We start from the raw sequence: 19,950 nt of genomic DNA, 5'->3' as shown, positions 1-19,950 counted from the left end.
GCGGCACGTCAGGCGAGCGATTGGGCGACGCGGCGGACCTCGGCCTTGCGTCCGGCGAGGAGGGCGTCGATGGGAGCGGCGCCGAGCGCATCCTCCGTCTCGAGGAGCCACTGCACGGCCTCGTCGTCGGAGAACCCGTTGTCGCTCAACACGGTGAGCGTTCCGCGAAGTTCCCCGAGAGGCTCGTCGCCGACGAGGAAGACGCTCGGTACCTGGAGGACGCCGTCACGACGGATGGCCGCGAGGTGACGGTCCTCGATCAGTCGGCGCACGCGGCTCGGCGTGAGGCCGAGGCGCTCGGCGACGTCGGGAACGGTCAGCCATTCACGAGCGGAGTAGACATCGTTCACGGCACGAGTCTGCCACGGCGCCGAGCGCGGGCCAACTCCATCAGACGAGGAGAGCCCGCCGATCGTGGGCCTCTTTCCTCGCCTCATCACATCAGTCACAGCAGTCACACCTGTTGACTCCCCTCTCCATGTGTGGCACCGTGGCCACGTTCTTGACCTACTTTTGGGGGACACGATGCCCGTCATCCGCCGGACCACCATGGGGATTCCCCTCGCCGTGGTCGCCGCGCTCACCGCAGCGCTGCAACCGACGTCGGCCGCGACCGCCGACGTTCGGACATCTCCAGAGCCTCTCGGCGGGCACCGCTCCCGTCCGGCACCGCCGACCGTCGCTCCGACGACGACGATCGTCCCGACGGCGGTCAGCGCGCCGGCCACGTACACCGTCGTCTCCGGGGATACCGTCTCGGCCATCGCTGGCCGCTTCGGGCTCGAGGTCGCCGCGGTGCTGACGGCGAACGGCCTCCAATGGTCGTCGGTGATCTATCCGGGGCAGTCCCTCGTCCTGGGCGGAGCGGCCGAGTCGAGCCCCGCGCCGGCACCGGCACCCGCGCCGACCGAGAAGCCCGCCGAGCGCGCCTACGAGGTGGTCGCGGGCGACACGCTCATCGGGATCGCGAAGAAGCACGGCACGACCGTCAGCTCGATTCTCGAGACGAACGGCTTGACCCGGTCGAGCATCATCTACCCCGGACAGACGATCGCCATCCCGGGCGAAGCGGCGGCCCCCGTTCCCGCTCCAGCCCCTGAACCGGTCCCCTCGCCGGCGCCGACCGCCGAGACGACTCCCCTGACCTCCGAGATGCGATCGAACGCGGCTGTCATCGTCGCCGTCGGTCGGTCGCTCGGCGTGGACGAACAGGGTCTCGTCGTGGCTCTCGCCGCCGCCATGCAGGAGTCGGGACTGCGCAACCTCGACCACGGTCACGCCGACTCCCTCGGCATTTTCCAGCAGCGCCCGAGCCAGGGCTGGGGTTCTCCCGAGCAGATCCAGGACGCCACCTACTCGTCCACGGCGTTCTTCGTCGGTGTGCGCGGCAAGACGCTCGGCCTCCTCGACGTCTCGGGATGGCGGGACATGTCGGTGACGGAAGCCGCACAAGCGGTCCAGATCTCCGCGTATCCCGATGCCTACGCGAAGTGGGAGCAGTCCGCGCGGTCCTGGCTCGCCGAGCTCTGAACGCGGCAACCCGCGTCGACTCCCGCACCGGGGCGGCATCAAGCTCACGATCGAGTGACGATCGCGTCGGATGCGCCGTTTGCCCGTGTTCCTTCCGCGACCCGGCGACGCCCTTCCCTAGAATCTGACTGTGACGACTGGCCAGCAGACCGACCCGATGATCGGCCGTCTCATCGACGGTCGATACCTCGTGCGCTCTCGCATCGCCAGGGGCGGGATGGCGACGGTCTATCTCGCCACGGATCAGCGCCTCGAGCGCCGCGTCGCGATCAAGATCATGCACGGCCACCTGTCCGACGACTCGACCTTCAAGAACCGATTCGTCCAGGAGGCGCGCTCCGCCGCCCGACTCGCGAACCCGCACGTCGTGAGCGTCTTCGATCAGGGCCAGGACAGCGACATGGCCTACCTCGTCATGGAGTACCTTCCCGGCATCACGCTCCGTGAGCTGCTCTCCGAGCGTGGGACGCTCTCCGCACAACAGGTCGTCGACATCATGGACGCGGTCCTCACGGGCCTCGCCGCGGCGCACCGGGCCGGGATCGTCCACCGCGACGTCAAACCCGAGAACGTGCTGCTCGCCGACGACGGCCGCATCAAGATCAGCGACTTCGGGCTCGCGCGCGCCGCGAGCGCCAACACCGCGACGGGGCAGGCTCTCCTCGGAACGATCGCATACCTCTCCCCCGAGCTCGTGACGCGCGGCATCGCCGACACGCGCAGCGACATCTACGCGCTCGGCATCATGATGTACGAGATGCTCACGGGCGAGCAGCCGTACAAGGGCGAGCAGCCCATGCAGATCGCCTACCAGCACGCGAACGATTCGGTTCCTCGTCCGAGCGCTCGCAACCCCGAGGTCCCCGACGAGCTCGACGACCTCGTGCTGTGGGCCACCGAGCGCGACCCGGAGCAGCGCCCGTCGAACGCCGGCGAACTGCTCGAGCGTCTCCACGAGATCGAGGGCAGGCTCGGCTTCAGCGTCTCGACGAGCACGCAATCGACGATGTTCCTCCCTCCGCTGCCGCTGCCGGGCGGTTCCGAGCTCACGAACGTGCTCGCAAGCCCCACGACGGCATCGACCGACGCCTCCGATGACGAGGCGACCCGCCTCACCGTGCGCACGGCACGACGTCGGCGGAAGGGCTTCGCACTGTTCCTCGTGGTGCTCCTCCTCGCCGGGCTGGCGGGCGGCACCGGCTGGTACTTCGGGTCCGGCCCCGGGTCTCAGGTCCAGGTGCCCGACCTCGCCGGTGCGGAGCCGGAAGCCGCGACCGAGCGCCTCACGGAGCTCGGGTTCGAGGTCGCCGGAGTGCAGGAGTACAGCTTCGACGTGACCGAGGGTCTCGTGACCCGGACGGATCCGGAGCCCGGCACCTTCATCGACAAGAACGGCACCGTCACCCTCTACGTCTCGCAGGGGCGGCAGCCCGTCTCGATCGGGATGCTGCAGGGCAAGACCATCGCAGAGGTCAGGGAGTTCGCCGAAGCCAATCGACTGACGGTGAACGAGCCGACGGAACAGTACTCCGGAGACGTCCCGAAGGACGTCGTCCTGAGTGTGACCGATGCGAACGGCGCCGATTTCGTGAAGGAGGCCGGGTCCGTCCTCCAAGGGGCTGCTCTCGATGTCGTCGTCTCCGTCGGCGGCGTCCCCGACGTCGTCGGTCAGGGCCAGAGCACGGCGCGGAACGATCTCGAGTCCGTCGGACTCGACGTCGCCGACGACAACCAGCAGGAGTTCAGCGACGACTTCGAGAAGGGTCAGGTCATTCGCGTCATCGTTCCGGAAGGCCCCCTGCGCCCCGGCGACACGGTCACGCTCGTGGTCTCCAAGGGTCCAGACGTCGTCGAGGTCCCGGACGTCGTCGGACTGACGATCGCCGACGCCAAGGCCGCTCTCGAGGAGCGCGGATTCATCGTCGAACTCGAGACGGTCGTCCCGGAGAACCTCTGGGCCGAGGACGTCTTCTCGATCGTGTCGCAGGACGCCGAGGCCCGCACCTTCATCAAACGCGGCTCGACCGTCACGATCGCCGCGAACCTGTAGGAGCGGTTCCGGGCCGCGACGCGGAGCACGAATGATGACGCCCCCGCGATCCACTCGCGGGGGCGTCATCATCGTGCCTGTCGGATCAGACCTGTGCGAGTTCCTCCGCCACCAGGAACGCGAGTTCGAGCGACTGCATGTGGTTCAGGCGCGGATCGCACAGCGACTCGTAGCGCGTCGCGAGGGTCGCCTCGTCGATGTGCTCGGAGCCGCCGAGGCACTCGGTGACATCGTCTCCCGTGAGCTCCACGTGGATACCGCCCGGGTGCGTGCCCGCCGCGCGGTGGGCCTCGAAGAAGCCCTTGACCTCGTCCACGACGTCGTCGAAACGACGCGTCTTGTAGCCCGTCGGCGTCGTGAGCCCGTTGCCGTGCATCGGGTCGGTGACCCACAGCGGCCTCGCGTCCGAGGCCTTGATGGCCTCGAGCAGCGGAGGCAGCGCCTCGCGGATCTTGCCGGCACCCATGCGGGTGATGAAGGTCAAGCGGCCCGGCTCGCGGTCGGGGTCGAGCTTGTCCACGAGAGCGAGCATGTCGTCGGGCGTCGTGGACGGACCGAGCTTGACACCGATCGGGTTGCGGACGCGGGACAGGAAATCGACGTGAGCGCCGTCGAGCTCGCGCGTGCGCTCCCCGATCCACACGAAGTGCGCCGACGTGTTGTACGGCGTCCCGGTTCGCGAGTCGATGCGCGTCATCGGCCGCTCGTAGTCCATGAGCAGGCCTTCGTGCGCCGTGTAGAACTCGACGCGCTTCAGTTCGTCGAAGTCGGCACCGGCCGCCTCCATGAAGCGGATCGCCTTGTCGATGTCTTTCGCGAGCTGCTCGTAGCGCTGGTTCGCCGGGTTCGCCGCGAAGCCCTTGTTCCACGAGTGCACCTCGCGGAGGTCGGCGAAACCGCCCTGCGTGAACGCACGGATGAGATTGAGCGTCGAGGCGGCCGTGTGGTAGCCCTTCACGAGACGCGACGGGTCGGCTCGTCGCGATTCCGGGGTGAAGTCGTAGCCGTTGACGATGTCGCCGCGGTACGCCGGGAGCGTCACGCCGCCCCGCGTCTCCGTGTCGCTCGAGCGCGGCTTCGCGAACTGACCGGCCATGCGACCCATCTTCACGACGGGCATGGACGCACCGTAGGTGAGGACAACCGCCATCTGCAGGATCGTCTTGACCCTGTTGCGGATCTGCTCGGCCGTCGCACCCGCGAACGTCTCGGCGCAATCGCCGCCCTGGAGGAGGAAGGCGTCGCCGCGAGCGGCTCGGGCGAGGCGTTCCCGCAGGATGTCGACCTCGCCGGCGAAGACGAGGGGCGGAAGCGACGCGATCTCGGCGGATGCCGCCGAGGCCTCGGTCGACGAGTCCCACTGCGGTTGCTGCTTGATCGGAAGCTGACGCCAATAGTCGAGACCGGCGATCACAGAATCGTCAGGCGTCACGACTGGTTCCGTCAGCTGGGTCACGAGAGTTGTTTCCTGATCGTCGAGCGGGCACACCGGTGCCCACGAGTGAATGGGTGTAGGCCCACCACACTATCTCGAAACCGAGGGGGCCTTTCCCTTCATGGTCGTCGCGTAGACGTCGACGTACTCCTGCCCGCTGAGACGGTTGAGCTCGTACATGAGTTCGTCCGTCACGGAGCGCAACACGAAGCGATCGCCCTCGAGTCCGTCGAAGCGGGAGAAGTCGAGGGGCTCGCCGATGATGATCCCCGGGCGGCGGATCTTCGGGAGCCGTGTGCCGATCGGCATGACCTTCTCGGTGTCGATCATGGCCACCGGGACGATCGGGACTCCCGCTTCGAGCACCATGCGCGCGACGCCGGTGCGGCCGCGATACATGCGGGCGTCGGGGCTACGCGTGCCCTCCGGATAGATGCCGAGCAACTCACCGCGGCCGAGCACCCCGAGCCCCGTATTGAGCGACGCCTCGGAGGCCTTCCCTCCGGAGCGGTCGATGGGAAGCTGCCCCGTCGCGCGCATGAACATCCGCGTGGCCCAGCCCTTGAGCCCCGTTCCGGTGAAGTATTCGCTCTTCGCGAGGAAGGAGATCGGCCTGTCGAGGTAGAGGGGAAGGAAGATCGAGTCGATGACCGAGAGGTGATTGCTCGCGAGGATCACTCCGCCGGTCTTCGGGACGTTCTCGGCGCCGACCACCCACGGTCGGAACAGCGCTTTGAGCAGCGGGCCCGCGACGATGTGCTTCATGAACCAGTAGAACACTGTCGTCCTCTTCTCGGTCTCGCCTCAGAGCCGGGCGCCGCGGACACGGCGCTCGGCGCTGATGCGGGCGAGGTCGGCCGCACCTACGACGCCGGCATCGTTGACGAGCTCGGCGATGGCGAACTCGGGCACCGGGTGATACCCGCGGGCCGGAATGTGCTCGATGTATGCCTGTCGGATGGGATCGAGCAGGAGGTCCCCGGACTGCGCGACACCTCCCCCGATCACGAAGATCTGCGGGTCGAGGATCGCTCCGAGGCTCGCACTCGCCTGCCCGATCCAGCTCCCGAGCTGCCGGAGCGCCGCGAGAGCGCCGCCGTCCTGCGCGAGGATGAGTTCGGAGAGCACCGCTCCGTCGAGAGGTGCGTGAGCGCGACGCGCAGCGAGCGTCTGCCCGATGCCGCCGGCGTCGGCGAGCTCGTTGGCGTAACGCAAGAGGGCTCGACCGGACGCGTACTGCTCGATGCAGCCGCGCTGCCCGCATCCGCATGGGAGTCCGCCGGGCACGACGCGCATGTGCCCGATCTCGGCTCCGACGCCGAAGCCGCCGCGGAACAGGGCGTCGCCCGTGACGATGGCCCCGCCGACTCCCGTTCCGATGGTGAGGACCACCATGTCGCTCACGAGCCGGCCAGCTCCGAAGCGGAATTCCGCCCAGCCCGCCGCGTTCGCGTCGTTCTCGATGACGACGGGGAGGCCGAGCCGGGCCGTGAGCTTGGCCTCGAAGGGTTCGTTCCGCCAGCTGAGGTTCGGGGCGTAATAGACGGTCGACTGGGCGGCGTCGATGAAGCCGGCGGCGGCGACTCCCACACCCGCGACGTCATGACCGACCGCGAGTTCCTGCACCATGGCGACGACGGCGTCCTCGATGAGGGTCGCGGACGAAGCGGGCGAGGGGACGCGCTTCTCGGCGAGGATCTGGCCGTCCTCGTCGACGAGGGCTCCGGCGATCTTGGTGCCACCGATGTCGATTCCGATCGCGAGCACGCGCGTGTACCTCCTGAGTGCCGAGGTCGGGACGCCTCTCTCGGGCGAACGACCTCAACGAGTGTATGCCGCCGACGGCACGGGCGCGAGAAGGGCGGCCCGGCGCGACGTGCTTCCCCGCCCGAACGCTTAGAGTAGGGGGACAATCTTTCTCGCGCCATCAAAGGAGTTGACGTGGAACAGTTCGTGGTACCGGCCGTCGTGCCGGCCGATCCCGACGCGAACGCGACGGACCTGCTCATCGATCGTGTGCGGGCCACTCCGGACGCCGCGCTCTTCGCCCTTCCGCACGATGGTGGATGGGTCGACGTGTCCGCGCGTGAGTTCCACCGTCAGGTGATCGCCCTCGCGAAGGGCCTCGTCGCCGCCGGCATCGAGCCGGGCGACAAGATCGGCTTCATGTGCAAGACGCGTTACGAGTGGACGCTCGTCGACTTCGCGACGTGGTTCGCCGGAGCCGTGCTCGTGCCCGTCTACGAGACGAGCGCGCCGAGTCAGGTCCACTGGAACCTCGCAGACTCGGGGGCGATCGCGATGATCGTCGAGACGGCGGAGCACTTCGCCCGATTCGACGAGGTCCACGGGGACCTGCCCGACGTCCGCTCCGTGTGGCAGGTCGACCTCGGCGACCTCGACAAGCTCGCGGCTTCCGGCACCGCCGTCTCCGACGAGGAGATCGAGCGACGGCGCTCGATCGCGGTCGGCACCGACATCGCGACCCTCATCTACACGTCGGGGTCGACGGGGAAGCCGAAGGGTTGCGTGCTGACGCACTCGAACTTCGTCGAGCTCTCCCGAAACGCCGCGGTCGCCATGAGCGAGGTCGTGCACACCGGCGCATCCACGCTCCTGTTCATCACGACAGCCCACGTCTTCGCCCGGTTCATCTCGATCCTCGCGGTGCACGGCGGCGTCAAGACGGGTCACCAGCCGGACACGAAGCAGCTCCTCCCCTCGCTCGGGACCTTCCAGCCGACGTTCCTCCTCGCCGTGCCGCGCGTGTTCGAGAAGGTCTACAACTCTGCCGAGCAGAAAGCCGAGGCCGGCGGGCGCGGAAAGATATTCCGTGCGGCGGCCGAGGTCGCCGTCGAGCACAGCAAGGCGGCGGAGACCGGCAGCGTGCCTCTCGCGCTGCGGGTCAAGTTCGCCCTGTTCAACCGCCTCGTCTACAGCAAGCTCCGTTCGGCGATGGGCGGGCGGGTCGAGTACGCCGTCTCGGGTTCCGCGCCCCTCGGGCCACGGCTGGGGCACTTCTTCCACAGCCTCGGGATCGTCATCCTCGAGGGTTACGGCCTCACCGAGACGACGGCGCCGGCGAGCGTCAACCTCGCGAACCGGTCGAAGATCGGCTCGGTGGGTCCCGCTCTCCCGGGCGTCGGCATCCGCGTCATGGACGACGGCGAGGTCGAGGTGTCCGGCATCAACGTCTTCCGCGAGTACTGGAGGAACCCCGAGGCGACGAGCGCGGCGTTCGACGGAGAGTGGTTCAAGACGGGTGACATCGGCTCCTTCGACTCGGAGGGCTTCCTCACGATCACGGGCCGCAAGAAGGAGATCATCGTCACCGCCGGCGGCAAGAACGTCGCTCCTGCGGCACTCGAGGATCCGATCCGCTCCAACCCCGTCGTCGGCCAGGTCGTCGTCGTGGGCGACCAGAAGCCCTTCATCTCGGCCCTCGTGACGCTCGACTCGGAGATGCTCCCGACGTGGCTCGAGAACAACGGCCAGGATCGCGACTTATCGCTCGCCGACGCGGCGACGAACCCCGCCGTCCTCGCCGAGATCCAGCGCGCGATCGACGCCGCGAACGCGAAGGTGTCGCGAGCCGAGTCCGTTCGGAAGTTCGTGGTCCTGCCCATCGAGTTCACCGAGGCGTCCGGGCACCTCACGCCGAAGATGAGCATCAAGCGGAACGTCATCTTGTCGGACTTCGCCGACGACATCGAGGGCATCTACGCCCTCAACCCGCCGCCGACGCAAGGCCTCACGACCGTCGGCTGACCGACGTTCGGTGCGCGGCCTCGGCCGGCGCACCGGTCCGCCGTATCAGAACCAGGACGACTCTCGAACCTCTTTCATGGCGGCTCGACGATTCTCCTTGTCGAGGCGGTCGAGGTAGAGGGTGCCGTCGAGGTGGTCCGTCTCGTGCTGGAGCGCCTGCGCGAGTACCCCGGTGCCGGAGACCTCGATCGCGTTCCCCTCGAGATCGACACCCGTGACGCGCGCGAAGGGATAGCGCACCGTGGGGTACCAGAGGCCCGGGACGGAGAGGCAGCCCTCGTCGACCGGCTCGGGCTCCCCACGCGTCTCGACGAGCACCGGGTTGATGACGTAGCCGATCTGGCCGTCGACGTTGTAGCTGAAGGCACGCAGGCCGACGCCGATCTGGTTGGCGGCGACGCCGGCCCGCCCGGGGAGAGCGACGGAGTCGAGCAGGTCCTCGACGAGGCCCCTCACCTTGTCGGTGATCTCGCCGATGGGCTCGCACGCCGTCTTGAGGATCGGGTCGCCGAAGATCCGGATCTCGCGCTCAGCCATCGGCCGGCTCCCGGGTCGATCGCCGCGCCGGCAGACCCTCGACGACGAGGGCGGACAGCTCTCGCGCCGCCTTCCGGGTGTCGGGACGCAGGTCGGCGAAGGAGATCGCCGCACCGGTCGCCAATTGGGGATCGAACGGGACGCGCACGATGCTCCTCACTCGTGATTCGAAGTGCTTCTCGATCTCGTCGAGACGCACGGCCGGTGTGCCCGGCGCCGTGGAATTGATGACGACGACCGCGCTCGCGGCGAGCTCGGGGTAGCCGTTGGCCTCGAGCCACGAGACCGTCTCCGCTGCGGAGCGCGCTTCGTCGACGCTCGTGCCCGAGACGATCACGAGCGAGTCGGCATGGCGGAGAGTCGCTCCCATCACGGAGTGCACGATCCCCGTGCCGCAGTCGGTCAACACGATCGAGTAGTACTGCGACGCCAGGCGGGCGACGATGTCGTAGTCGTCCTCGTCGAACGCCTGCGACAGGTGGGGGTCGGTGTCCGAGGCGAGCACGTCGAGGCGCGTCGCATCGCGTGAGACGAGGTTCGAGAATTCCGTGTACCCGGTGACCGCTGAAGCCGTGCGCACCAGGTCGCGGACGGTGTGGTCGTTGCGCCGCGCGATCCGTTCCGCGAGCGTCCCTCGATCCGGATTGGCGTCGATCGCGATGACGCGGTCGTCCCGGGCGTCGGCGAGAGCCATCCCGAGGAGCGTCGTCACGGTCGTCTTGCCGACGCCGCCCTTGCGGGTGAGGACGGGGACGAATCGTGCGCTGCCGCTCAGCGGTTTCGCGATGCGTGCGGTGAGCGCGTTCCGTTCGCGGGCCGCGCGGGAGTCCTTCGCGCGGATACGATGCCCGGAGACGTCGTAGAGCAGCTTCTGCCAGAACCCTTCAGGGACGCGCCGTGTGTCGCGTCGGTCGTCGAGCAGGCGCTCGGCCGTCAGCATCGACGACGATTCGGGAGCACCGGCGAGGGCCCGCGCGACGCTCATCCCGGTGAAGGCGGGGGCACCCTGAGGCTCCTCGATCGACTCGTCCCGTTCGGCAGCCGGCACCGGCTCGGCGATGACGGGGACGGAACTCGTGCGGGGCTCGAGGCGCTCAGGAGTCACGGGCGCCTCCTCGATCGCGACGGCGAGTTCCTCCTCCGGGACCTCCTGCTGTTCTGCGGGCGGGAGATCGACGACGACCGCAGGATCGGCGAGCGTCAAGCGCGGCTCGGCGGCCGCACCCTCGGGGACGTCGGGACGCGGTGCGCCCCCGGTGAGTGTGTCCTCGCCGGATGCTCCGCCGATCGCTACGGGCGGCTCGGCGTCGATGGTCGGCACGGCACCGGTTTCGCTCTTCGGCTTCGCCGCAGTCCCCGGTCGTGTAACCGGCGGCGTGCGCTTGGCTGCCGGCTTCTTCCGCGGCGTCGTCGTCCGGGCGGAGTTCTTCTCACGGGCGGTCGAACCCGTCGGGGCCTGCTCGGCTCCGCTCGACGCGACGGCAGTCGTGTTCGTGCTCGCCGCCGTGCGCGAGCCGCTCGTGGCCGACGCGCGCTCCTTCCCTGTGGAAGGTGTCGGCTTCTGTGACGGTGCGGCGGATGCCGACCCCTGCGGAGCGGGCCTCTGCGACTCCGGGGTCTTCGTGGCCGGCTTCTGCGATGCCGGCTTCCGCGATGACGTCGACGAGGAGGCGCGAGTCTTCCTCGCGGCGGGCGTCGAGGCGGTCGGCGTGCGCGGACCACCCTTCTGCGCCACCGGCTTCGCAATGGTCGGTTCGTCGACATCCGAACCGGCACCTGCCGGCGTCTCGTCGACCGGCTCGGTGCTCACGGGTCCGGCGACGAGCGAGGTCCGATCCGCGCTCGGCGCACTCGGGCGGACCGCGGGCCCCGTCGGCGTCGGGTCGACGGTAGCGACGACGACCGGCATCTCGCGACCCGCCTCGGTGACGGGGGTGCGCACCTCGTCGAGGGTCGCCGTCGCGGCTTCGTCAGGAGCGACTTCGGAGGCCACGACGTCACCGTCGTCGACGAGGTCCTCGTCGACGCCGATCGGCGCCGTCTGGGGCACGATCGAGAACGTCGACAGGGGGATGGACGCGGCGTCCACCGTCGACTCCTCGAGCAGTCCGGGCAACTCGCGCGTGTCGTGGTCGGCGATGTGGTCGATCGCGCTGCGTCTCGCCCTCACGGACGAGGGTCGGCCGCCGGGACGGGACGGAGGTGTGTCGGACACGGGAGTGCCCCCTTTCGATGTGCTCTTTCGGGCGCGATCCAGTGTAGTGACCGCCCGAACGGGCGGCAGCGGTCAGCTGTGCGCCGACGGGCTTCCTCCGCGGTCAGCTCTCGGCGCGAACGACGACGATGAGGTCGCCGGCCTCCACCTGCTGCGTCGCTCCGATCGCGATGCGCTCCACGACGCCGTCGACGGGCGACGTGATCGCCGCCTCCATCTTCATCGCCTCGATCGAGGCCACGGCCTGGCCGGCGGACACAGACTGGCCGTCCTCGATCTTGACCGTCACGACACCGGAGAACGGCGCCGCGACGTGCCCGGGGTGGGAGCTGTCGGCCTTCTCCGCGGCCTTGCTCTCGACCTTGATCGAGCGGTCCCGAACGGACAACGGCCGCAATTGACCGTTGAGCGTCGTCATGACGGTGCGCATCCCCTTGTCGTCGGCTTCGCCGATCGCTTCGAGACCGAGGTACAGCCGGACGCCCTTGCTGATCTCGACGACATGCTCGCGACCGCTCTCGAGTCCGTAGAGGTAGTCGGCCGTGTCGAGCACCGACAGATCTCCGTACTGATCCCGCGTCTCGAGGAACTGCTTGGTCGGGGCGGGGAAGAGGAGTCGGTTGAGGGTCGATCGACGCTCGGAGCCCTGTTCGCGTAGCGACTGCAGGTCTTCCTCGCCGACGGGGGTGACGGAGATGTCGACGTGCCGACCCTCGAGGACCTTCGACCGGAAGGGCTCCGGCCAGCCGCCCGGGAGGTCACCGAGCTCGCCGGCCATGAACCCGACGACCGAGTCCGGGATGTCGTACTTCTGCGGGTTCTCGGCGAAGTCGGCGGGGTCCGCCTTGACGGCGGCCAGGTGCAGGGCGAGGTCTCCGACGACCTTGGACGACGGCGTCACCTTCGGCACACGGCCGAGGATGTTGTTCGCGGCCGCGTACATGTCCTCAATGAGCTCGAAGTCGTTGGCGAGGCCGAGCGCGATGGCCTGCTGCCGCAGGTTCGACAACTGGCCGCCGGGGATCTCGTGCTTGTAGACGCGACCGGTCGGGCCGGGCAGGCCGGACTCGAACGGACGATAGAGCGCACGGACGGCTTCCCAGTAGGGTTCGAGGTCGCTCACCGCTTCGAGCGAGAGTCCCGTGTCGCGCTCGGTGTGCGCGAGAGCGGCGACGAGAGCCGACTCCGACGGTTGGCTCGTCGTCCCCGACATCGCGGCCGACGCCACGTCGACGGCGTCGGCGCCGGCCTGGCTCGCGGCGAGGAGGGTCGCGAGCTGGCCGCCTGCCGTGTCGTGCGTGTGCACGTGGACCGGCAGGTCGAACCGGCTGCGGAGAGCCGACACGAGGGTGGCGGCCGCCGCCGGGCGCAGCAGTCCGGCCATGTCCTTGATCGCGAGGATGTGGGCGCCGGCTCCGACGATCTGCTCGGCGAGTCGCAGGTAGTAGTCGAGCGTATAGAGGTCTTCGGTCGGGTCGAGGAGGTCGCCCGTGTAGCAGACGGCGACCTCGGCGACGGCTGTGCCCGTCTCGAGTACGGCCTCGATCGCCGGCCTCATCTGTTCGACGTCGTTGAGCGCGTCGAAGATCCGGAAGATGTCGATGCCGGAGCGCGCCGCCTCGTCGATGAAGGCGGACGTCACCTCCGTGGGATACGGCGTGTAACCGACCGTGTTGCGTCCACGGAGGAGCATCTGGATCGCGACGTTCGGCAGCGCCGATCGCAGCGAGTCGAGTCGCTCCCACGGGTCCTCGCCGAGGAAGCGGAGAGCGACGTCGTACGTGGCGCCGCCCCACGCCTCGACCGAGAGCAGCTGCGGCGTCATGCGGGCGAGGTACGGTGCCGCTGCGAGGAGCTCCTTCGTGCGGACGCGTGTCGCGAGAAGGGACTGGTGTGCGTCGCGGAAGGTGGTGTCGGTGACGGCGAGAGCCGTCTGCGCACGCAGCGCCGCGGCGAAGCCCTCGGGGCCGAGCTCCTGGACACGCTGGCGGGATCCGGCTGGCGCCTCGACCGAGAGGTCGAGCTGCGGCAACTTGGTGCGGGGATCGGCCGCGGCCGGGCGGTCCCCATTGGGCTTGTTGACGGTCACGTCGGCGAGCCAGGACATGATCTTCGTCCCGCGGTCCTTCGAGACCCGCCCCTTGAGCAGTTCGGGACGCTCCTCGATGAACGACGTCGACAGGTCGCCTACGACGAACGACGGGTCATCGAGCACCGCCTGGAGGAACGGGATGTTGGTGGAGACGCCGCGGATGCGGAACTCGGCGAGGGCGCGGCGTGCGCGGTTGACCGCCGACGGGAAGTCCCGACCACGGCACGTGAGCTTCGCGAGCATGGAGTCGAAGTGGGGGCTGATCTGCGCCCCCGACGCGACGGTACCGCCGTCGAGCCGGATGCCGCCGCCGCCCGGAGACCGGTACGTCGAGATCTTCCCCGTGTCGGGGCGGAAGCCCTGGGTCGGGTCCTCCGTGGTGATGCGGCACTGCAGCGCGGCGCCGCGCAAGTGGATGTTCTCCTGGTGCAGCTCGAGGTCGGCGAGCGACTCCCCCGCGGCGATGCGCATCTGCGACTGCACGAGGTCGACGTCCGTCACTTCCTCCGTGACGGTGTGCTCGACCTGGATGCGCGGGTTCATCTCGATGAATACGTGTTCGCCTGCCCGCTCACCGACGGTGTCGACGAGGAACTCGACGGTTCCGGCGTTCACGTAGCCGATGGACCGGGCAAAGGCGACGGCGTCGCGGTGGAGCGCGTTCCGGAGCTCGTCGGAGATGTTCGGGGCCGGCGCGATCTCGACGACCTTCTGGTTCCGTCGCTGCACCGAGCAGTCGCGCTCGAAGAGGTGGACCGTCTCGCCCGTCGCGTCGGCGAGGATCTGCACCTCGATGTGGCGCGGACGCAGGACGGCCTGCTCCAGGAACATGCGCGGGTCGCCGAACGCGCTATCGGCCTCGCGCATGGCTGCGGCCAGGGCGTCGGCGAGATCCTCGATCCGCTCGACACGGCGCATGCCGCGACCGCCACCGCCCGCGACGGCCTTGGCGAAGAGGGGGAAGCCGACCGACTCTGCACCGGCGATGAGCTCGTCGACGTCGGCGGAAGCCGGCGTGGACCGGAGGACGGGGACTCCCGCAGCGATCGCGTGCTCCTTCGCGGTCACCTTGTTGCCCGCCATCTCGAGGACGTGGGACGGCGGTCCGATGAAGGTGATCCCCGCAGCGGCGGCCTGCTCGGCCAGGTCCGGGTTCTCCGAGAGGAAGCCGTAGCCGGGGTAGATCGCGTCGGCGCCGCTCTCCTTCGCGACGCGGATGATCTCCTCAACGGACAGGTAGGCGCGGACCGGGTGTCCCTCTTCGCCGATCTGGTAGGCCTCGTCGGCCTTGAGCCGATGGAACGAGTTGCGGTCCTCATACGGGAACACGGCCACAGTCTGGGCACCGAGCTCGTATGCGGCGCGGAACGCCCTGATGGCGATCTCCCCGCGGTTGGCTACCAGGATCTTCGTGAACATGCAGGGCCTTTCGGGAGGAGAGGAGCGCACAGGCAACGGTTAGGTTCCTCAACCGTTGTAAAGGTAACGTATCTGATTGTGCATGTACTCAGCGTGAGCAGCCTCAAGGGAGGCGTCGGCAAGACGACGGTCAGCCTCGGCCTGGCCTCCGCCGCATTCGCGAAGGGCATCCGCACGCTCGTCGTCGACCTCGACCCCCAGTCGGACGTCTCCACGGGGATGGACATCTCGCTGTCCGGTCGCTTGAGCGTCGCCGATGTCCTCGCCTCCCCCAAGGAGAAGACGGTCCGACAGGCCATCACCCCCTCCGGGTGGACCAAGACCCACGCGGGCACCGTCGACGTCATGATCGGAAGCCCGTCGGCCATCAACTTCGACGGCCCGCACCCGTCGATCCGCGACATCTGGAAGCTCGAGGAGGCACTCGCGCACGTCGAGTCCGAGTACGACCTCGTGCTCATCGACTGCGCTCCGTCGCTCAACGCCCTCACCCGCACGGCCTGGGCCGCGAGCGACCGTGTGAGCGTCGTGACCGAGCCGGGCCTCTTCTCCGTCGCGGCGGCCGACCGTGCGCTCCGTGCCATCGAGGAGATCCGTCGCGGATTGTCCCCGCGACTGCAGCCGCTCGGCATCATCGTCAACCGCGTTCGCGCCCAGTCGCTCGAGCACCAGTTCCGCATCAAGGAACTGCGGGACATGTTCGGTCCTCTCGTCCTGTCCCCGCAGCTTCCCGAGCGCACCGCGCTGCAGCAGGCGCAGGGGGCGGCGAAGCCCGTTCACATCTGGCCGGGCGAGAGCGCCCAGGAGATGGCGAAGAACTTCGACCTCCTGCTCGACCGGGTCCTCCGCACGGGGCGCGTCGGCGAGTACGCCGAACTCACGGCTCCGAAGAACGCCTGACGCGTCGTCGGTACATCCGACCCATGCGCGCCTGCGTCGCAGGATGGAGCGACGCATTCCGCTGAGATGGCGGGCTCGTCGCCGCACCGTGTGCGAGGACGACCTCACATCCGCGACGCAGAGACATGTCGGCAGCAGCATGCGCGCCGGCCCAGCCTCCGAGACGGACCGCGATCAGCCGAGGGTCAGGCGGAGCGGGCGGCGCGGCGAGCGGCGAGCTCGTCGACGGCCTCGAGAGCCTGCGGCTCGAATTCGACGAGCGTCGTCTCGACCTCGCGGAGGACCTTGCCGACGGCGATACCGAACACTCCCTGGCCGCGGCTCACGAGGTCGATCACCTCGTCGTTCGACGTGCAGAGGTAGACGCTCGCGCCATCGGACATCAGGGTCGTCTGGGCGAGATCGTTGACCCCGGACTCGCGCAGCTGGTTGACGGCCGTGCGGATCTGCTGGAGCGAGATCCCGGTGTCGAGCAGGCGCTTGACGAGCTTGAGGACGAGGATGTCGCGGAAGCCGTAGAGCCGCTGCGACCCGGAGCCCGCAGCACCGCGGACCGTGGGCTCAACGAGTCCCGTCCGCGCCCAGTAGTCGAGCTGGCGGTAGCTGATGCCCGCCGCCCGCGCGGCGATCGCGCCCCGGTAACCCGCCTCGTCATCGAGATCGGCGAGGCCGTCGGTGAAGAGGAGCTCGTATCGAGGGTCCTGCGATCGGCCCGAGGAGGGCGTCGCAGCCGTCGGGCCCGACTGTCCCGTGAGACCGGTATCACCGGGTCCGCTCATCTCATTGCCCTTCTCCGTCAGGTCGCGCATCGCGCCGGTTCCGATCTCCGATCGGGTCCGAACGCGACGTGTTCCTCGCGTGTCCCTCTACGCTATCGAGCACGGAGAGCTTCCCGTCCGACATTCGCTCGACGGCGTCGGCGTGTCGGCGTCGATCTCGAGGAGACTCGGTCGGCCCAGTCTACGACCGCGTCGCTCCCGGCGCACGCCTCGTCGGCGCGGGTCAGAGCGAGAAACGCCCGAGAGCCTGACGGATGAGACTCCCGCGCACCGTCTCGAAGTGGCGTGCGATCTCGCCCGATAGCTCTTGCGCCTTGGCACGGCTGGCAGCGTCACCGCGCCTCGAGATCGGCATGAGCGCGCTCTCGATGAGCGCGAGCTCACGCTCCGCCGCAGCCCGGAACCCCCGCAGGTGCCGTGGTTCGATGCCCGAGCGCTGCAGTTCGACGAGGGCCCTCAGCACGTGGACGGTGTCGTCGGTGTACGACTCCGCCGGCACGATGAGCGAGGCGGACACCGCGTCGCTGAAGAGGTGTGGCGTCGCGCCCGCCTCGGCGATGACGTCGTCGCGCCCGAGTCGACGAGCGACCGGGATGATGCTCTGGACCGCGTCCCCCGCACCCGATCCCGGCACGGCCGGGTCCTTCCCTGCGTCGAGGTCCGCGAGGTACGTGCGGATGACCTTGAGCGGAAGGTAGTGGTCGCGCTGCATCGAGAGGACGACGCGCACGCGTTCGACATCGGCGGCCGAGAACTTGCGATAACCCGAACGGGTCCTCGACGGTCGGACGAGACCCTGCTCCTCGAGGAAACGGAGCTTCGAATTGGTCAGCTCGGGGAACTCGTTCGCCAGTCGAGCGAGGACCTGACCGATGCTGAGGAGCGCCTCCGACGACGATGCCGACGGATTCCGCGCGGCACGTGCCGACACCCTTTAGCGCCCCGCGCCGGAGGCGAGATCCGCTCGTGACGCGAAGAACGTGAGCCGGAACTTCCCGATCTGCACCTCCGCGCCGTCGCGCAGCTGCGCCGAGTCGATCCGGGTTCCGTCGAAGTACGTGCCGTTGAGCGAGTTCAGGTCGCGGATCTCGAACGTCGAGCCCGTCCGCACGAACTCGGCGTGACGGCGGGAGACCGTGACGTCGTCGAGGAAGATGTCCGCGTCCGGGTGCCGCCCGGCCGTCGTCACCCCCGTGTCGAGGAGGAAGCGCGCGCCGGAGTTGGGACCGCGGCGCACGATGAGGAGGGCAGAGCCGGAGGGCAGTGCCGCGACGGCGTCCTGCTCCTCGGCCGAGACATGGGAGTCGAGGGCACCGAGCGCCTGACTGAACTCTTCACCGTAGCCCACCGTCGTCTCGGCCCTGTCGGGCCGTCCCGGTGCGGGAGCTCGCGTGAATGCACCCGTCGGCGGGTTGTTGTCGTCGGGAATCGTCACCGTGTACCTCCTACGGACCCAGCGTATCGGAAGTCGGGCCGCCGCCCGAGCGGCTTTCTCGTCGGATCCGGACGGTGTCCCGGACGTAGACGAGCCCGGCGACCCAGTACAGGACGGCCCCGAACACGGCGACACCATTGCCGATCGGCTGCACGACAGCCGAGATGTCCGGGACGGCGGCCGCGAGCATGAGGACGGGCAGCCCGACGAAGAGGCATGCCGTCGCGAGCTTGCCCACCATGTTCACACGCAGCGCTCCGTGCCCGGCCTGAGCGAGCACGAGCGCCACGACGAGCAGGAGGACGTCTCGAGCGAGGATCGCGACGACGAACCAGAGCGGGATGAGCTCCCGCACGACGAGCCCGAGCACCGCGGCGATGATGTAGAGACGGTCGGCCGCGGGATCGAGCAGTTGCCCGAGGCGCGTGACCTGGTTCAGACGGCGGGCGAGAAACCCGTCGAGGAAGTCGGTGAAGCCCGAGACGGCGAGCGTGACGAGAGCGGCGATGTCCTGTCCACCGATGAGGAAGAGCAGGAAGACCGGAACGAGCGCGAGACGCAGGAAGCTCAGGACGTTCGGGATCGTCAGGATTCGGTCGCTCGGGGCGTGCGACTCGGGTGGCGCCATCAGCACATCCTAGCGACATCGCGTCGAGCGATGCAGGTCCTCCCCAGCCGTCGGGGCGCCGGTCGAGAGCGGCGGCCTCCCCCGAAATGGTGCGACATCCGCTCGTCGTGATCGGCGGAATCCGACGTACTGTTGACCCATGAACCCGGCCTCTCCCGAGCCCGGTGACGTCATGTCGCCGGACCCGCGACCTTCGGTGCGCCGCGCACGCCCCCGGCTCGTGCTCGGGTTCGTCTCGCTCGCCGCCGTCCTCGGGGTCACCCTCGGCTCCGTCGCCGTACGCGGGTACACGCCGGTCGACGAGGCGACGATCGCGAGCGGCCACGACGTCGTGGTGGAACGGGAGAGCATCGACACGGATCTGCTCCCCTTCAAGGAGGCGTGGACGCGGATCGACGACCCCGAGCGGGAGTTCGTGGTCGTCGTCCTCGGCGACTCGACGGGCAATGAGCAGGGCGAATGGGTCGACCGGGCCTTCCGGATGCTCGCGGAGGAACTCGATCGTCCGCTCGTCGAGCACCCCTGGAATCTGCAGACCGCGCGGTACGCCGATCCGATCACGGTCAACGGCGACGGAGACGGGGCCCCCATCGTCGTGTGGAACGGTTCCGCGAGCGGTAAGACCGCCGCATACTCGCTCGAGAACTACGACCGACTCGTCCCCCAGCGGCCCGACGTCCTCTTCCTCAACCACGGCCTCAACAACGTCCGGCGGCCCGACCGCGTCGGACCGGAGTTCAGCGACATCCTCACCCGGACGGAGCAGAGCTGGGCCGGGACCGTCGGTTACGGGACGCTCCTCGAGAACCCGCGGTTCGACGACTGGGCAGCCGCGCACGACTCCGTGCTCGAGGGCGTCCGGTCCTGGCTCGACGAGAGGCCGTTCGTCCTCGGCATTGATGTGCACGAGGCGTACCTCGCTCGGGAGGACGTCGCGACACTCCTCACGGTCGACCTGCTGCACCCGAGTCCCGCCGGATCGCAAGTCACGGCGGAGACGGTGCTCGCCGCGATCGCCGACGCCGTCGTTCCCCCGGCCGAGCCCGTCGAGGGAGACGATGCGATCGTCGACGCGGCGCCGGGAAACACGGACGACGCTGACGGCGAGCCGGCGGCTCCCTAGGTCTCGATCCGCTCGCAACGCTCGGAGCGGGCACGGTGA

Annotated in this window: 16 protein-coding genes; 5 read left to right on the top strand and 11 right to left on the bottom strand. The window is 68.9% G+C overall.

The features are described from left to right. Positions 1 to 8 precede the first annotated feature (8 nt). Positions 9 to 350 (bottom strand): Rv2175c family DNA-binding protein, encoded by a 342-nt coding sequence (locus ELQ90_RS05715; RefSeq protein WP_128494318.1) that lies wholly within the window; start codon positions 348 to 350, stop codon positions 9 to 11. A gap of 199 nt (positions 351 to 549) precedes the next feature. On the opposite strand from ELQ90_RS05715, the gene ELQ90_RS05710 reads away from it, so the two are divergent. Further along, positions 550 to 1,530, top strand: a complete 981-nt coding sequence (locus ELQ90_RS05710) for a LysM peptidoglycan-binding domain-containing protein (protein ID WP_243696033.1) — start codon at positions 550 to 552, stop codon at positions 1,528 to 1,530. Positions 1,531 to 1,660: 130 nt separating this feature from the next. Continuing rightward, positions 1,661 to 3,580, top strand: a complete 1,920-nt coding sequence (pknB, locus tag ELQ90_RS05705) for a Stk1 family PASTA domain-containing Ser/Thr kinase (RefSeq protein ID WP_243696032.1) — start codon at positions 1,661 to 1,663, stop codon at positions 3,578 to 3,580. A gap of 85 nt (positions 3,581 to 3,665) precedes the next feature. Here pknB and ELQ90_RS05700 read toward each other — a convergent pair whose 3' ends face one another. The 3 genes from ELQ90_RS05700 to ELQ90_RS05690 all read right to left on the bottom strand — a co-directional run bounded on the left by ELQ90_RS05700 (position 3,666) and on the right by ELQ90_RS05690 (position 6,782). Beyond that, a complete protein-coding gene (locus ELQ90_RS05700) occupies positions 3,666 to 4,994 on the bottom strand; it encodes a class II 3-deoxy-7-phosphoheptulonate synthase (protein WP_128494755.1) in 1,329 nt (442 codons plus the stop codon). A gap of 111 nt (positions 4,995 to 5,105) precedes the next feature. Further along, positions 5,106 to 5,795, bottom strand: coding sequence for a lysophospholipid acyltransferase family protein (locus tag ELQ90_RS05695; RefSeq protein ID WP_128494316.1), 690 nt, complete (start codon positions 5,793 to 5,795; stop codon positions 5,106 to 5,108). A gap of 24 nt (positions 5,796 to 5,819) precedes the next feature. Continuing rightward, positions 5,820 to 6,782 carry an ROK family glucokinase gene (locus ELQ90_RS05690; RefSeq protein ID WP_128494315.1) on the bottom strand — a complete coding sequence of 321 codons (963 nt, stop codon included), beginning with the start codon at positions 6,780 to 6,782 and terminating at the stop codon, positions 5,820 to 5,822. Between the two features lie 174 nt (positions 6,783 to 6,956). Here ELQ90_RS05690 and ELQ90_RS05685 point away from each other — a divergent pair, with 174 nt between their 5' ends. Beyond that, entirely contained in the window at positions 6,957 to 8,783 is a 1,827-nt protein-coding gene (locus ELQ90_RS05685; RefSeq protein ID WP_128494314.1) for an AMP-dependent synthetase/ligase, read from the top strand. Positions 8,784 to 8,828: 45 nt separating this feature from the next. On the opposite strand, the gene def is transcribed toward ELQ90_RS05685, so the two are convergent. From def to ELQ90_RS05670, 3 genes are all read right to left on the bottom strand, one after another. Next, positions 8,829 to 9,320, bottom strand: a complete 492-nt coding sequence (gene def, locus ELQ90_RS05680; protein WP_128494313.1) for a peptide deformylase — start codon at positions 9,318 to 9,320, stop codon at positions 8,829 to 8,831. Next, positions 9,313 to 11,490, bottom strand: coding sequence for a MinD/ParA family ATP-binding protein (locus ELQ90_RS05675; protein ID WP_243696031.1), 2,178 nt, complete (start codon positions 11,488 to 11,490; stop codon positions 9,313 to 9,315). Before ELQ90_RS05675 ends, def begins: the two co-directional genes overlap by 8 nt. 148 nt (positions 11,491 to 11,638) lie before the next feature. Beyond that, positions 11,639 to 15,046, bottom strand: coding sequence for a pyruvate carboxylase (locus tag ELQ90_RS05670; RefSeq protein WP_128494312.1), 3,408 nt, complete (start codon positions 15,044 to 15,046; stop codon positions 11,639 to 11,641). A 78-nt stretch (positions 15,047 to 15,124) separates the two neighbouring features. Between ELQ90_RS05670 and ELQ90_RS05665 the strand changes: the two genes are divergently transcribed. Next, positions 15,125 to 15,946: a ParA family protein gene (locus ELQ90_RS05665; RefSeq protein ID WP_128494311.1), complete on the top strand. Its 822-nt coding sequence runs from the start codon at positions 15,125 to 15,127 to the stop codon at positions 15,944 to 15,946. Between the two features lie 185 nt (positions 15,947 to 16,131). On the opposite strand, the gene ELQ90_RS05660 is transcribed toward ELQ90_RS05665, so the two are convergent. The 4 genes from ELQ90_RS05660 to ELQ90_RS05645 all read right to left on the bottom strand — a co-directional run bounded on the left by ELQ90_RS05660 (position 16,132) and on the right by ELQ90_RS05645 (position 18,788). After that, positions 16,132 to 16,725 (bottom strand): MerR family transcriptional regulator, encoded by a 594-nt coding sequence (locus ELQ90_RS05660; protein ID WP_424980803.1) that lies wholly within the window; start codon positions 16,723 to 16,725, stop codon positions 16,132 to 16,134. Positions 16,726 to 16,948: 223 nt separating this feature from the next. Continuing rightward, complete coding sequence (ftsR, locus tag ELQ90_RS05655) at positions 16,949 to 17,656, bottom strand: transcriptional regulator FtsR (protein ID WP_128494310.1); 708 nt, start codon at positions 17,654 to 17,656, stop codon at positions 16,949 to 16,951. A 3-nt stretch (positions 17,657 to 17,659) separates the two neighbouring features. Beyond that, entirely contained in the window at positions 17,660 to 18,154 is a 495-nt protein-coding gene (locus tag ELQ90_RS05650) for an FHA domain-containing protein (RefSeq protein WP_128494753.1), read from the bottom strand. A gap of 16 nt (positions 18,155 to 18,170) precedes the next feature. Next, complete coding sequence (locus ELQ90_RS05645) at positions 18,171 to 18,788, bottom strand: CDP-alcohol phosphatidyltransferase family protein (protein ID WP_128494309.1); 618 nt, start codon at positions 18,786 to 18,788, stop codon at positions 18,171 to 18,173. Between the two features lie 139 nt (positions 18,789 to 18,927). On the opposite strand from ELQ90_RS05645, the gene ELQ90_RS05640 reads away from it, so the two are divergent. After that, positions 18,928 to 19,911 (top strand): SGNH/GDSL hydrolase family protein, encoded by a 984-nt coding sequence (locus tag ELQ90_RS05640; protein WP_128494308.1) that lies wholly within the window; start codon positions 18,928 to 18,930, stop codon positions 19,909 to 19,911. Positions 19,912 to 19,950 lie beyond the last annotated feature (39 nt).

Origin of the sequence: Labedella phragmitis (assembly GCF_004078635.1) — a bacterium.
Lineage (GTDB): Bacteria > Actinomycetota > Actinomycetes > Actinomycetales > Microbacteriaceae > Labedella > Labedella phragmitis.
Note: the sequence above shows the minus strand (reverse complement) of the source record. Positions and strands in the feature narration are given on the sequence as shown.